We start from the raw sequence: 13,992 nt of genomic DNA on the forward strand, positions 1-13,992 counted from the left end.
GGGGACAGGCGCATTATGCCTAGTGCGGCTGTGCAAGACACTCGCGCAATGCGTCTTGCCAGCTCGGCTGGCTGACGTGCCATTGCTGCTGCAGGCGGCTGCAGTCAAGGCGCGAGTTCAAGGGGCGCTTGGCTGGCGTCGGGTAGGCACTGGAAGGGATCGCTTCCAGTTCGGCGCACGCTTTGCCCTGCGTGCGCAGATGCGCGCCGATGGCCTCGGCAAAACCGAACCACGAGGTCTCACCTTGGTTGGTCAGGTGGTAGATACCCCATTCTCCCGGTTCGCCCGCTTGCCAGCGCTCGATCAGCGCACGCGTGCTGCGCGCGATGCTGCCAGCCCACGTCGGCGCGCCGATCTGGTCGGCGACGATGCGCATCTGCGGTTTCTCCTGCAGCAGGCGCTGCATGGTCAGCAGGAAATTCTTGCCATGGCTGGAATAGACCCAACTGGTGCGCAGGATCAGGTAGTCGCCGCCCACGGCCGCAATCGCCTCCTCGCCCGCCAGTTTGCTCTGGCCGTAGACACCCAGCGGGTTCGGCGTGTCGGCTTCGGTATAGGGGTCCGGCTTGCTGCCGTCGAACACGTAGTCGGTGGAGTAGTGGATCAACGGGATGCCCAGTGCCTTGGCTTCTTCTGCGAGAACACCAGGAGCAATTGCGTTGATCGCGAAGGCCGCGTCCGGCTCGCTTTCGGCTTGATCGACGGCAGTGTGGGCTGCGGCGTTGATGATCAGGTCGGGGCGATGGGCCCGGATTTGCTGGCGGATCTGGTCGGCGTTGGCCAGGTCAAGCTGGTCGCGGCCCAGGACGATGAGCTCGCCCAGGCCTTGGAGCTGCAGTTGCAGTTCTCGGGAGACTTGGCCGTGTTGGCCGGTGATCAAGACCTTCATGGGAAAAGGTCTGCCTCTTTCAGGCTCTTGCCGTTTTGATCCTTGCCGGACAGCGTCGGGGTACCGGCAAACTGCCAATCGATATCCAGATCAGCATCGTCCCAGCGAATGCAGCGTTCCGCAGAGGGCGTGTAGTAATCGGTGGTTTTGTAGAGGAATTCAGCAGAGTCACTGAGCACGACAAAACCATGGGCAAACCCCGGCGGAATCCACAGTTGACGGCTGTTTTCGGCAGACAAGCGCACGCTGGCCCATTTGCCAAAATGCGGTGAGCTGCGGCGGATGTCCACCGCTACGTCCAGGACTTCACCCGCTGTGACACGCACCAGTTTTCCCTGAGCGTGTTCGATCTGGTAGTGCAAACCGCGCAAGACGCCTTTTTGCGAACGCGAGTGGTTGTCCTGGACAAAATCCACGTGCTGACCAGTGGCTTGTGCGAAATTCCGGGCGTTGTAGCTCTCATAGAAAAAACCGCGTTCATCGCCAAAAACCTTCGGCTCGATGATCAGTACACCGGGCAACTCAGTGGCGGTCACATTCATGCAGTTTCCCCTGCGAGCGTGAAAAGATATTGACCATAGCCGGTCTTGCCAAAGTACTTGGCACGCTCCAGCAGATAGTCACGGTCGATCCAGCCATTTTCGTAGGCGATTTCTTCCAGGCAGGCGACTTTCAAGCCCTGGCGATGCTCGATGGTCTGCACATAGGTGGAGGCTTCGAGCAGGCTGTCATGGGTACCGGTGTCCAGCCAGGCAAAGCCGCGGCCGAAGCGCTCTACGTGCAGGTCGCCACGCTTGAGGTAGGCGTTGTTGACGTCGGTGATCTCAAGCTCCCCACGGGGCGAAGGCTTAACGTCCTTGGCGATCTTGATCACGTCGTTGTCGTAGAAATACAGGCCGGTGACCGCATAGGGCGACTTGGGCTTGGCCGGTTTTTCTTCGATGGACAGGGCACGGCCTTCCTTGTCGAAGTCGATCACGCCAAAACGCTCCGGGTCCTTGACCCAGTAGCCGAATACCGTGGCCCCGCTAGCGCGTTCGGCCGCGGTGCGCAATTGATCGCCGAAGTGCTGGCCGTGGAAGATGTTGTCGCCCAGGATCAGGCACACCGGGTCTTCGCCGATAAACTCCTCGCCAATCAGGAACGCCTGGGCCAAGCCATCGGGCGACGGCTGTTCGGCATAACTGAAACGCACGCCAAACTGGCTGCCATCCCCCAGCAGGTTGCGGTATTGCGGCAGGTCCACCGGTGTGGAAATCACTAGGATGTCTTTGATCCCCGCCAGCATCAGCACCGAGATCGGGTAGTAGATCATCGGCTTGTCGTACACCGGCAGCAATTGCTTGGAGACGCCCAGGGTAATGGGGTGCAAACGCGTGCCGGAACCGCCGGCCAATACGATTCCCTTCATCATGCAATCAGATCCTTAAAGTCGGTGTTGCCCAAACGTTCGCCCTGATAACTGCCGTCCTGGACCCTGCGGCACCATTCCAGGTTATCGAGGTACCACTGCACGGTCTTGCGCAAACCGGATTCGAAGGTTTCTTCAGGAACCCAGCCCAGTTCGCGTTCAATCTTGCTGGCATCGATCGCATAGCGCTGATCGTGGCCTGGGCGGTCCTTGACGAAGGTGATCAGGTCGGCAAATTGCGCGACCCCGGCCGGGCGCTGTGGCGCGAGCTCTTCGAGCAGGGCGCAGATGCCGCGCACCACGTCGATATTCTTCTGCTCGTTGTGCCCGCCAATGTTGTAGGTCTCGCCGACCACGCCTTCGGTGACTACTGTGAGCAGTGCGCGGGCGTGGTCTTCGACGAACAGCCAGTCACGCACCTGCAAGCCATCACCGTAGACCGGCAGTGGCTTGCCCGCGAGGGCGTTGAGGATCACCAGCGGGATCAGCTTCTCGGGGAAGTGGAACGGCCCGTAGTTGTTCGAACAGTTGGTCAGCAAAACCGGCAGGCCGTAGGTGCGCTGCCAGGCGCGGACCAGGTGGTCGGACGCCGCCTTGCTGGCCGAGTACGGTGAGCTGGGCGCATAGGGTGTGGTTTCTGTGAACAGATCGTCCACACCATGCAAGTCGCCGTACACCTCGTCGGTGGAAATGTGATGGAAGCGGAACGCACGCTTGGCCGGCTCATCGAGCTTCTGCCAATAGGCGCGGGTGGCTTCGAGCAAGCTGTAGGTGCCGACGATGTTGGTCTGGATAAAATCCGACGGGCCGTCGATGGAGCGGTCGACATGGGACTCGGCTGCCAGGTGCATGATCGCCTGCGGCTCGAAGCGCGCCAGTACGGCGCTGACGGTGGCCTGGTCGACGATATCGGCCTGGACGAACTCATAGCGGCTGTCGGACGCGATGCTGGTCAGCGACTCCAGGTTGCCGGCGTAGGTGAGTTTGTCCAGGTTGAGCACTTGGTGCTCGGTGTTTTCAATCAAATGGCGGATCAGGGCAGAGCCGATAAAACCAGCGCCGCCGGTGATGAGAATGCGCATGTCGGGGGCCTTTTCCTTAGACGGACATTAAGCGAATGAAGCATAGCTTGAGTTGTGACGCAGGGCTGCGCAAGCGCGGTGTGCATTGGGGGTTGCCTTAACCCCCTTTAAGGTGGCGATATAGACGCCTGAAAAAACAGAGGTCGTCACAATGTTGCTCGCCACGTTGATTCATCGCGCCAGCCTGCCTTGCCCACACGTCAGCTCCGACCGGGCCGCACAGTTGCTCGAGCAGCATTACGGCCTCACCGGCACCTTGCAGTCACTGGGTAGCCAGCAAGACCTCAATTATAGAGTCGACAGCGACCGTGGCCGCTTTGTTCTGAAGATCTGCCGGGGTGACTACGCGGCCGTTGAGCTGCAGGCGCAGCACGCGGCGCTGAACAGTCTGAAGGCCGATGCACACGTGCAGGTGCCCGAGGTCATCCAGGCGCTCACCGGTGAAGAGTTGCTCTCCGTCGTGGTGGACGGCCAGACCCTGCATCTGCGGCTGTTGGGGTACATCGACGGCCAGCCGCTGACCCATCAGCCCCATCTGGGCCGTGACGTGATCGCAGGCTTTGGTGAGCTGTGCGGACGCATGAACCTGGCGCTGGCCGATTTCAAGCACCCTGGCCTGGATCGCACCTTGCAGTGGGACCCGCGTCACGCCCAGGCATTGATTGCCCACCTGCTGGCAACGCTTGAAAACCTGCCCCAGCGCGCCGCACTGGAGCAAGCGGCCGAGCAGGTAGCGACGCGCCTGCACGCCGTGGCCGACCGCCTGCCGTGGCAAGCGGTGCACATGGACATCACCGACGACAACGTCGTGTGGCAGCGTGATGCGCAGCGGCATTGGCAGGTCCGGGGCGTGATCGATTTCGGCGACCTGGTGCACACCTGGCGCATTGCCGACCTATCGGTCACCTGCGCCGCCCTGTTGCATCACGCTGAGGGCGATCCCTTTGCGATCTTGCCGGCGATCCAGGCCTGTCACGCGGTGACACCGTTAGAGCCGGCAGAATTGCAGGCGCTGTGGCCGCTGATCGTCGCCCGTGCGGCGGTGCTGGTCTTGAGCAGCGAGCAACAGCAGCGCCTGGACCCGGATAACACTTACCTGTTGAAAAACGCCGAGCATGAGTGGGAAATTTTCCATGTGGCGACGTCAGTGCCGTTTGAGCTGATGGAGGCGGCGATTCTAAGCAGCGTCGGGCAGGCACCGGCACCGATCGACGGGCAAGGCTTCGCGCCTTTGCTGCCGGGGCTGGTCGGGCGCGAGTTCGCGCTGATCGACCTGGGTGTACTCAGCCCGCATTTCGACGCCGGGAATTGGGAGCAACCCGGTATCGATCAGCGTTTGTTGCAGGATGCGGCGGTGGTGCACGGCCTGGCCGCGAGTCGCTATGGGCAATACCGTTTGTCGCGTACCCAGCCGGACAGCGCCCACGAGCCCGAGACCTTCCCGTTGCACGTCGAATTACAGGTGCCTCAGGGGACTGCCGTTGAAGCGCCGTTCGCCGGCATTGTGCGATCGGGTGTCAATGGCGAACTCCAGGTGCACAGCAACGCGGTAAACGTACGACTGTGGGGCGTAAAAGCGCTGGTTCAGCCGGGTGGGGCGGTGCTCAAGGGCCAGGTGATCGGTGCGGTTGAAGGCCCGCTGACCGTGCAACTCTGTCGCACTGACGGGCCCGCACCGCTGTTTTGCACGCCTTCCCGCGCGCAGGCCTGGCAAACGCTGTGCCCTTCACCCGCAGCGGTGCTGGGATTGGCCTGCGACGCCGAACCCGAGTTGGACCCCGAGGCCCTGCTGGCCCGCCGCGACGCCAGTTTCGCCCGTTCGCAAAAGCACTATTACGTCGACCCGCCGCGCATCGAGCGCGGCTGGCGCAATCACTTGATCGATATGCAGGGCCGTTCCTACCTGGACATGCTCAACAACGTGGCCGTGCTGGGCCACGGTCACCCGCGCATGGCGGCGGTGGCGGCGCGGCAATGGTCATTGCTCAACACCAACTCGCGCTTTCACTACGCGGCGATTGCCGAGTTTTCCGAACGTTTGCTGGCGCTGGCACCGGAAGGCATGGACCGGGTGTTCCTGGTCAACAGTGGTACCGAAGCCAATGACCTGGCGATCCGCCTGGCCTGGGCCTACAGCGGCGGGCGCGACATGCTCAGCGTGCTGGAGGCTTACCACGGCTGGTCGGTGGCGGCGGATGCAGTGTCCACGTCGATTGCCGACAACCCCAAGGCCTTGAGCAGCCGCCCGGATTGGGTGCACCCGGTGACGGCGCCCAACACCTATCGCGGTGAGTTCCGTGGGCAGGACAGCGCGCCCGATTACGTCAGAAGCGTGGAGCACAACCTGGCGAAAATCGCCGCGAGCAAGCGCCCATTGGCGGGCTTTATCTGTGAGCCGGTGTACGGCAATGCCGGTGGTATTTCGTTGCCACCGGGCTATCTGCAGCAGGTGTATGCGCGGGTACGCGCCCAGGGTGGCGTGTGCATCGCCGATGAGGTGCAGGTGGGTTACGGCCGCATGGGGCATTTTTTCTGGGGCTTTGAAGAGCAGGGTGTGGTGCCCGATATCATCACCATGGCCAAGGGCATGGGCAACGGCCAGCCCCTCGGCGCGGTGATTACCCGGCGTGAAATTGCTGAGGCGCTCGAGGCCGAGGGGTATTTCTTCTCGTCGTCGGGAGGCAGCCCGGTGAGTTGCCGGATCGGCATGGCCGTGTTGGATGTGATGCAAGAAGAAAAGCTGTGGGAAAACGCCCAGGTGGTCGGTGGGCATTTCAAGGCGCGGCTGGAAGAACTGATCGATCGCCATCCTCTGGTGGGCGCCGTCCACGGCTCTGGCTTCTATCTGGGCCTCGAGTTGGTGCGCGACCGGCAAACGCTGGAGCCCGCCACCGAAGAAACAACGTTGTTGTGTGACCGCCTGCGGGAGTTGGGGATTTTCATGCAGCCCACCGGTGATTATTTAAACATCCTCAAGATCAAGCCGCCGATGGTCACGTCCCTACGCAGTGTGGACTTCTTCGTCGACATGCTGTCGAAGGTGCTGGATGAGCAGCTGTAAATAATCGATTGTTATCGGTTAATTACTGTCATATTCATCGTCTATCATCTTTTTTAGCTTCTAAAGCCGATTTTTATCCGCTATAAAGTCGGCCTTCACCCCATTCGGAGTCCTGAACGCCATGACCACCCTGCACAGCACCCCTCGCGCCGATGGCTTCCACATGCCTGCCGAATGGGCGCCACAGACCCAGACCTGGATGATCTGGCCTGAGCGCCCGGACAACTGGCGCCTGGGCGGCAAGCCGGCGCAGGCCGCTCACGTGGCGGTGGCCAAGGCCATCGCGCGTTTTGAGCCGGTCACCGTGGCGGTTTCCGCCGGCCAGTACGAAAACGCCCGTGCGCGCCTGGATGTGCCGAATATCCGTGTGGTGGAGATGTCCAGTGACGACGCCTGGGTGCGCGACACCGGCCCTACCTTTGTGATCAACCGCAGTGGCGAAGTGCGTGGCGTGAACTGGGACTTCAACGCCTGGGGCGGTTTTGACGGCGGCCTGTATTCGCCGTGGAACCGCGACTCGCAGATCGGCGGCAAGATCCTCGAGATCGAACGCGCCCCGCGCTATTGCACCGAAGGCTTTGTGCTGGAAGGCGGTTCGATCCATGTCGACGGCGAAGGCACCCTGATCACCACCGAAGAATGCCTGCTTAACTCCAATCGCAACCCGCACCTCGACCGTGCACAGATCGAAGCGGTGCTGAGCGCCAATCTGGCGGTGGATAAAATCATCTGGCTGCCGGACGGTCTGTTCAACGACGAAACCGACGGCCACGTGGATAACTTCTGCTGCTACGTGCGTCCAGGTGAAGTGCTGCTGGCCTGGACCGATGACCCGCAAGACCCGAACTACGCACGCTGCCACGCCGCGATGAACGTGCTGCAAAGCAGCACTGACGCCCAGGGTCGCTCGTTCACAGTGCATAAAATGCCGATCCCGGGGCCGCTGTATGCCACCGAGGCAGAGTGCGCCGGTGTAGACCCGGTTGACGGCACCCAGGAGCGTAATCCGACCGTGCGGTTGGCCGGTTCCTACGTCAACTTCCTGATCGTCAACGGTGGCATCATCGCGCCGAGCTTTGATGATCCGCTGGACAGCCAGGCCAAGGCGATCCTGCAGGACCTGTTCCCGCAGCACGAAGTGGTGATGGTGCCCGGCCGCGAACTGTTACTGGGTGGCGGCAATATCCACTGTCTGACCCAACAGCAGCCCGCGCCGCACAAAAATTGAGTGCAGTTGTAACAGCCTCCTGGCGATAGCCGGGGCCACCCGGTTTCAACGCCCCCAGCAAGCCCGCGCCCCAGTAAGGTCGCGGGCTTTTTTGTGTCCACCTGCCTATGAACACGAGACATTGGCATAGCTCTTGTATCGCTGTTGTCACAGTGGCCCAGGGTGATGACTGCGCAGTTCTGTCATAAACCTTGAGTAAGTTAGCCGCTCACGCAGTAGGAGAGAGCGCTGAAATGAATGCCGATATCAACCTGATGTACACGCGTACGTTCCACCCTTTGCGGGTCGACGGCGACGCGATTCATGCGCTGGCGCTCTGGTTGAAGGAAAACGGCTCGCGGCAGATCCGGCAGCAGCCTGATTGGCGCAGCGTGATGAGTGAACGGTACCCGGTGGGCTTGTTCAGTGAGGACGAAGTGCACGCGTTGTGCGAGTTGATAAACAACTAGAGAACACTGAGATCAAAATGTGGGAGCGAGCACGCCCGCTCTCACATTTGAATGGTGTGTAGCTTTAGAAACTGTACGTGCCTGTCACCACCAGACTGCGCGGATCCCCTGGCTGAATCTGCGCCACACTGGTCGCAGACGCGTAGTAGGTTTTATCCGCGATATTGTTCAGCGCCGCCCGCACATCCCATTCCTTCTGGCGGAAGCCGGCCAATGCGTCCCAACGGCCATAGCCCGGCAGCACCACGGTGTTGAGGCTGTCGGCATAGCGATCGCCCACCAACGTCAAACCGGTTTCCGCATACCAGCCCATCTCTGGTTTCCAGGTGATGAACAGGCTGGCATTGCGCTTGGCCACATCGCTGACGCGCTTGCCTTCGAAGCCGTTGTTGTCCTTCTCGACCTTGGCATCTTGCAGGCCGACACCACCGCGCACGTACCAGTTGCCGACGAGCTTGCCGGTGGCGGTCAGCTCAACGCCGCGTGAGCGCTGCAAACCGCTGAGCAGGGTGATGGTGCGGTTCAGTGGGTCGCTGGTGCGGCGGTTGTAGAGTTCCAGTTCGTACACCGCCAGGGTGGTGCTCAGGCGGTCGTCGAGCCAGTCGCTCTTGACCCCGATTTCCTTCTGTTTGGTCAGCTCGGGACTCAGGTCGTTGACGCTCCCGGCGGCGTTTGGCGTGATGCCGATCAGGCCGCCACCCGCAGGCGAGAAGGTCTTGCTCCATGAGGCGTAGAACGAATGATGCTCCAGTGGCGTCCAGACCAGGCCGAAGCGCGGGCTGGTGCTGTGGCTTTTAACGTCCTGCCGGGTGTTGAGCAGCTTGTTCTTGGTGTCGACCTCGAAGCGGTCGTAGCGCAGGCCTGCGAGTATCTGCCACTGGTCATTCAGGCGCAGTTGGTCCTGTACATAAAGGGCACGGCTTTCGACTTCGGTGTGGTTGTCACTCGACACACTCATCCGCCCGGTATGGCTGAGGTTACGATTGGGCTGGTTGAGGTCCAGGGGCGGTACGACGCGGCCGCCTTGTGCGACAGTAGTGGCGGTGTACAGCTTCGGATCACGGCGCTGGCTGCCCAGTTCAAGGCCGGTGAGCAGGCGGTGTTCCAGGCCGAAGGTGCTGAAGCCACCTTCGAGCTCGACGTTATTGAAGATGTTGAGGGTGGTCAGGTCCTGCTGCCAGCGCTGGCGCGTGACGCTGTTGGTCGCCGGGGTGTAGCCGGTGAGATAGGTGTTGTCGAAATCACTGTCGAGCTTGAACACACCTAAGGTCTGGCGCAGTTGCCAGTTGTCGTTGAGCTCATAGGCCAACTTGGAGCGCAGCGACTGGGTCTTGTCGTCGATGTAATCGCGGCTGTCGCCGTAGGTCGTGCTGCGGCTCACATCTGCCGGCCGGCCGTTGACCCCGGGAATGCCACGGTCCGGCGTGCGGTTGTAGCGGCTGTATTCGTACTGCACCAGCCAGTTCAGGTCCGGCGTGAGCTGCCAGCTCATGGACGGCGCAAACAGTTGGCGATTGCCGCTGACGCCATCACGAAAGCTGTTGTTGTCCTGGTTGCCCATGTTCAGGCGCAGGCTGATGGTGTCGGTGGGGTCGGTGCTGAGGTCGGCATACACACTGCGCAGATCGTTGCTGCCGCCTTGGGCCTCGATGCTCGACGTGTGCCCGGCGGTAGGCAGTTTGCTCACGCGGTTGACGATCCCTCCCTGACCGCCTCGCCCGTAGAGTACCGCGGCTGGGCCTTTGAGCACTTCGATGCGCTCGATGTTATGCAGGTCGCGAACGTACTGGCTGTCGTCGCGGATGCCATCCAGATAGAAGTCATTGCTCGCGTCGAAACCGCGGATGCGCAAACTGTCAAAACGCGTGTCTGCGCCGCTGCTCACGTTGGGAATCCCGCTCAACGCCTGGCCCAGGTCATTGGTGCCGTAGGAACGCAGGCTTTCGGTCTTCACTGAATCGATGGCCTGGGGCACATAACGCACCGGTGTGGCGGTGCGGGTGGCGGTGCTGGTTTCCTTGACGCGCGGGTCGTCTTCGTCAGCTTCGGCGCTGATCGAGGTTTCGGGCAAGGTGGTGGCCGCACAGGCAAAACCGGCAGACAGCAGAACAGAAAGCCCAAGGGTAAGGGGCGTCAGGCGAGGGGCTGGCATGAAGGAATGTATCCGAATTGTTAGGGAGGAAAACTGCGCGTTAATGGTAATGCTTTGCATTTGCGCAAGTTATGTATTCCCAAACGTACCGGCTTTGAAATGTATTACTAAATGTGTTTTTTGACGTTTCAGGTGCGGTTTTTTGTCGCTTTTAGAACGGCTAAAGCGCATCGCTTAGAATTATTTCGCCTAAATACAGACGATTCGCGAAATTGACACATAGTTCCGGGCGCGACTAGGATTGCGCCCAACGCCTGTGGCTAACCGCCATGACTCATCCAATAAAAAAGGCCCGCGGCATGTTCAGTCGTCCGCGGGCCTTCTTTTTTCCGGAATCAGTCGACACCAGAAAAGCGACACGGAGCCTGGTGTCACAGCGCGTACTCAACCAGGAATAAGGAATACAAGAAAATGTTGAAGCAACGGATGAGTCTGATCGCTCTGGGGATTTTGAGCGCATCGACAGCAATGGCAAACGACCAGGACCAGTCCAAGGGTTTTATCGAAGACAGCCACCTGAACATCGCCGCACGTAACGCCTACATCAGCCGTGACTACAAAAACGGCAAGCAAGACAAAGCCGAATGGGGCCAAGGCTTCATCGGCAAGCTCGAGTCTGGTTTCACCCAAGGCACCGTCGGTGTGGGTGTGGACGTGATTGGCCAATACGCTATCCGTCTGGACGGTGGTAAAGGTCGCGCCGGCGCGGGCGGTATCGACTTCTTCAAACCGGGCAATGGCACCACCGACAACCCTGGCTCGGCACCACACGACCTGGTCAAGGGCGGCGCTGCCGTGAAGTTCCGCGTTTCCAACACCGTGCTCAAGTACGGTGACCAGTTCCCGGCCGTACCTGTGCTGCAGTACGACAACTCCCGTCTGTTGTCGGAAACCTACACCGGTACGTCGATCGTTTCCAAAGAGATCGCCGGTCTGCAACTGGACGCGGGTCACTTCACCAAAGAAGCGCGCAAGAGCGCGGAAGGCACCGACAGCGGCCGCCTGAAAAGCATCGACTACATCGGTGGTAGCTACAAATTCACCGAGAGCCTGTCGGCTGCGCTGTATGCCTCTGACATGCAGGACGTGCTGAAGAAGCAATACGTCAACGTCAACTACGTCCTGGCCCTGCCAGAGAAGCAGTCGCTGACGTTTGACTTCAACGGCTACAAAACCAAGCTGGACCGCAGCTTCGCCCTGGAAAACCAGAAAGATGCTGACGCCCGCGACAACAAAATCTGGAGCCTGGGCGCCACGTGGGCCGTTGGCCCGCACAGCTTCACCGTCGCTCACCAGCGCAGCACCGGTGACACCGGCTACCTGTACGGCGGCTACCGCAACGCTGGCGGCATCGGCGACGGTGGTAACACCATCCTGCTGGCCAACTCTTACTGGTCTGACTTCAACGGTAAGGACGAGCGTTCGTGGCAACTCGGCTACGGCATCGATTTCGCCACCTTCGGCGTACCGGGCCTGACCTACAACGTCGCCTACGTGCGCGGTACCAACATCGACGACGGCACCAACCGCGGCGATGGCTCCGAGCGTGAAATCTGGAACCAGTTCAAGTACGTGGTCCAGAGCGGTCCGGCCAAAGACCTGAGCCTGCGTGCTCGTGCCTCGTGGCTGCGCGTCTCCAATAACGCTGACCAGTACAACGTAGGCGGTAACGAAATCCGTCTGTTCGCCGACTACCCGATCAACGTTTTCTAATTGATCTGGCGTCGCGCCTGATGCCAGGCGCTAAAAAACCCCGACTGGTTCGGGGTTTTTTTATGCCCGCCAGTGCGAGACACGTTTGTTACACCACGGCACTGATGATGTACCCGGCCCCACCTTTATCCCCTCCCGGCGCATGCCTACGGCTTCTTCTATATCCCCCAACTCGCCCTTGCCGAGATGGAAAAGAACAACGCCGGCCGCATCGTCCACATCACCACCAGCCTGGCTGACCATGCAATCGATGGCGTACCGTCGGTACTTGCCAACCTCACCAAAGGCGGCCTGAACTCAGCGCCCAAATCATTGGCGATTGAATACGCCAAGCGCGGTATCCGAGTGAATGCGGTAAGCCCGGGGATCATCAAGACGCCGATGCATGGCGAGGAAAGCCATGCTGCGCTGGGGCAAATGCACCCGGTTGGGCACATGGGGGAGGTGAGTGAAATCGCCCAGGCGATTATTTATCTGGAGAATGCGGGGTTCGTGACGGGGGAGATTCTTCATGTAGACGGCGGGCAGAGTGCCGGGCATTGATCTACACGTCCCGGCTTGATTGGGCCGGGCGTTATCTTGTCTTGGTGAGGTTGTGCGTAGGCTGGGAGGGGGGCACCTGCCATTTGGTACTTTAAGAAATTGAGCTCTTCCGGGAAATAGGCAGAAGGTGACAAGGTCGGAGAAGCTATCAACCAGGTGAGGGCGTCGGTTGAGCAAAAATGAAGCGTGGACACTTTTTGGGCATTTTGGCCAAAACGACGCCCAAGATTTTTCGTGTTTTCCAAACCCAAGAAACCACAAAGCCCCGCATTGCGGGGCTTCGAGATATGGTGCCGGCACCAGGAGTCGAACCCGGGACCTACTGATTACAAGTCAGTTGCTCTACCAACTGAGCTATACCGGCGTGTTAGGGCGACGATTATAGCGATTGGAAAGGTTCTGTAAACCCCTGAATTCTGACTATTTTTGCAAAACCCAAGCTTTTCTCACACTCGCCCCTTTTTTCGACCAGCAAGGGTAGGATTCTTCTCTTACTGCCGAAGGGTCTAACTCGGCAATCTTGTCCAAACTAAAGGAAGCCCCATATGAAACGGACTCTCTCCCTGTCCCTCGTCCTCCTCACCGCCGCTCTCGGCGCGTGCTCCACCCATCAGTCGGCCAACGACCCCGCGCTGGTTGGCACTTGGAAAGGCTTGCGCACCGAGACCGGTAAATGCCAGTTCCTGTCGTGGACCAATACCCTCAAGCCTGACGGTCGTTTCGTTATTACCTTCTACCGCGATGCGCAGCAGACGCAGGTGATCCAGACGGAGCAGGGTTCGTGGGCGGCGGCCAATGGTAAGAATGAGCTGCGCACAGATGGCGTGCGTTCGCCGGATGTGTACACCTATAAGCTGCTGGACGCAGACACTGTTCACTATGTGAGTGTGGCATCGGACCCCACCAGCGATTGCCAGGACGACTACCAGTTCACCGAGCGCCGTGTCCGCTGACAAGGCAGGTTTGCTTCAAAACCGGGCACTCGGGTGCCCGGCCGTCACAAGTTTCAACTCCCTTGCGCGCACGTGCCCGCACCTTTCTCGTAGTCCAATACCTGTTTTTGCCGGGCGTGAGCATCAGCAGCAAAAGCCTACAGCCTGACTGCGATCAATTTGGTCTAGTTAATGGGGCGTATCTTCCAGGCTCAGCAGGTTTAGCGCTCTGGAGGTGTCTGCCCTGTGTCATTCGGCGTGGGTTTTGCTTCGTCGTCTTGGCTGCCTGCGCAGCGATATACGGGCCGTGGCTTTGCGGGCGGTTGCGGATCGACCGCTCGGCAGTTTCGTCCTTGAATACAGGCGAGGTTTCCGTATTCTGTCGCGCGATATAAACCGTCCGTTTAATCGCGGTTGTGTGTAGGCAAATTTTTGAGACAGTGTAGGGCAATCGAATATTTGTTTATGGGTATGTCAGATTAGTGCCGTTTCTGACCACTCAGCCAACAAATAATACGATAAATCAGTGCAA

At 59.9% G+C, this 13,992-nt stretch carries 10 protein-coding genes, 1 tRNA gene and 1 pseudogene; 6 read left to right on the forward strand and 6 right to left on the reverse strand.

All coding sequences use genetic code 11. The features are described 5' to 3' along the window. Positions 1 to 19 precede the first annotated feature (19 nt). The 4 genes from rfbD to rfbB are packed head-to-tail and all read right to left on the reverse strand — an operon-like array spanning position 20 to position 3,382. A complete protein-coding gene (gene rfbD / locus K7431_RS25665; RefSeq protein WP_012721711.1) occupies positions 20 to 889 on the reverse strand; it encodes a dTDP-4-dehydrorhamnose reductase in 870 nt (289 codons plus the stop codon). Beyond that, the gene (rfbC, locus tag K7431_RS25670) at positions 886 to 1,431 is read right to left on the reverse strand and encodes a dTDP-4-dehydrorhamnose 3,5-epimerase (RefSeq protein WP_012721712.1); all 546 of its coding nucleotides are present in this window, start codon (positions 1,429 to 1,431) and stop codon (positions 886 to 888) included. The genes rfbD and rfbC overlap by 4 nt, the downstream gene beginning before the upstream one ends. Then, complete coding sequence (rfbA, locus tag K7431_RS25675; RefSeq protein ID WP_012721713.1) at positions 1,428 to 2,303, reverse strand: glucose-1-phosphate thymidylyltransferase RfbA; 876 nt, start codon at positions 2,301 to 2,303, stop codon at positions 1,428 to 1,430. The genes rfbC and rfbA overlap by 4 nt, the downstream gene beginning before the upstream one ends. Further along, a complete protein-coding gene (gene rfbB / locus K7431_RS25680) occupies positions 2,300 to 3,382 on the reverse strand; it encodes a dTDP-glucose 4,6-dehydratase (protein ID WP_012721714.1) in 1,083 nt (360 codons plus the stop codon). The genes rfbA and rfbB overlap by 4 nt, the downstream gene beginning before the upstream one ends. 151 nt (positions 3,383 to 3,533) lie before the next feature. Here rfbB and K7431_RS25685 point away from each other — a divergent pair, with 151 nt between their 5' ends. The 3 genes from K7431_RS25685 to K7431_RS25695 all read left to right on the forward strand — a co-directional run bounded on the left by K7431_RS25685 (position 3,534) and on the right by K7431_RS25695 (position 8,120). Beyond that, positions 3,534 to 6,443, forward strand: a complete 2,910-nt coding sequence (locus K7431_RS25685) for an aminotransferase (RefSeq protein WP_012721715.1) — start codon at positions 3,534 to 3,536, stop codon at positions 6,441 to 6,443. Between the two features lie 121 nt (positions 6,444 to 6,564). Continuing rightward, complete coding sequence (aguA, locus tag K7431_RS25690; RefSeq protein ID WP_012721716.1) at positions 6,565 to 7,671, forward strand: agmatine deiminase; 1,107 nt, start codon at positions 6,565 to 6,567, stop codon at positions 7,669 to 7,671. 233 nt (positions 7,672 to 7,904) lie between these two features. Further along, positions 7,905 to 8,120, forward strand: coding sequence for a hypothetical protein (locus K7431_RS25695; RefSeq protein ID WP_043204643.1), 216 nt, complete (start codon positions 7,905 to 7,907; stop codon positions 8,118 to 8,120). 64 nt (positions 8,121 to 8,184) lie between these two features. On the opposite strand, the gene K7431_RS25700 is transcribed toward K7431_RS25695, so the two are convergent. After that, complete coding sequence (locus K7431_RS25700) at positions 8,185 to 10,272, reverse strand: TonB-dependent receptor (RefSeq protein ID WP_012721718.1); 2,088 nt, start codon at positions 10,270 to 10,272, stop codon at positions 8,185 to 8,187. Positions 10,273 to 10,683: 411 nt separating this feature from the next. On the opposite strand from K7431_RS25700, the gene K7431_RS25705 reads away from it, so the two are divergent. Together K7431_RS25705 and K7431_RS25710 are read left to right on the forward strand one after the other, a co-directional pair. After that, positions 10,684 to 11,985 (forward strand): OprD family porin, encoded by a 1,302-nt coding sequence (locus K7431_RS25705; protein ID WP_012721719.1) that lies wholly within the window; start codon positions 10,684 to 10,686, stop codon positions 11,983 to 11,985. Positions 11,986 to 12,132: 147 nt separating this feature from the next. Then, a pseudogene (locus tag K7431_RS25710) lies at positions 12,133 to 12,528 on the forward strand (SDR family NAD(P)-dependent oxidoreductase); the annotation flags it as partial. Positions 12,529 to 12,816: 288 nt separating this feature from the next. Here K7431_RS25710 and K7431_RS25715 read toward each other — a convergent pair. Next, positions 12,817 to 12,892, reverse strand: a tRNA-Thr gene (locus K7431_RS25715). Between the two features lie 181 nt (positions 12,893 to 13,073). Here K7431_RS25715 and K7431_RS25720 point away from each other — a divergent pair. Continuing rightward, positions 13,074 to 13,481: a hypothetical protein gene (locus tag K7431_RS25720; protein ID WP_012721720.1), complete on the forward strand. Its 408-nt coding sequence runs from the start codon at positions 13,074 to 13,076 to the stop codon at positions 13,479 to 13,481. The last annotated feature ends 511 nt before the right edge of the window (positions 13,482 to 13,992 follow it).

The organism is Pseudomonas fluorescens group sp. (assembly GCF_020093335.1).
Classification (GTDB): Bacteria; Pseudomonadota; Gammaproteobacteria; order Pseudomonadales; family Pseudomonadaceae; genus Aquipseudomonas; species Aquipseudomonas petroselini.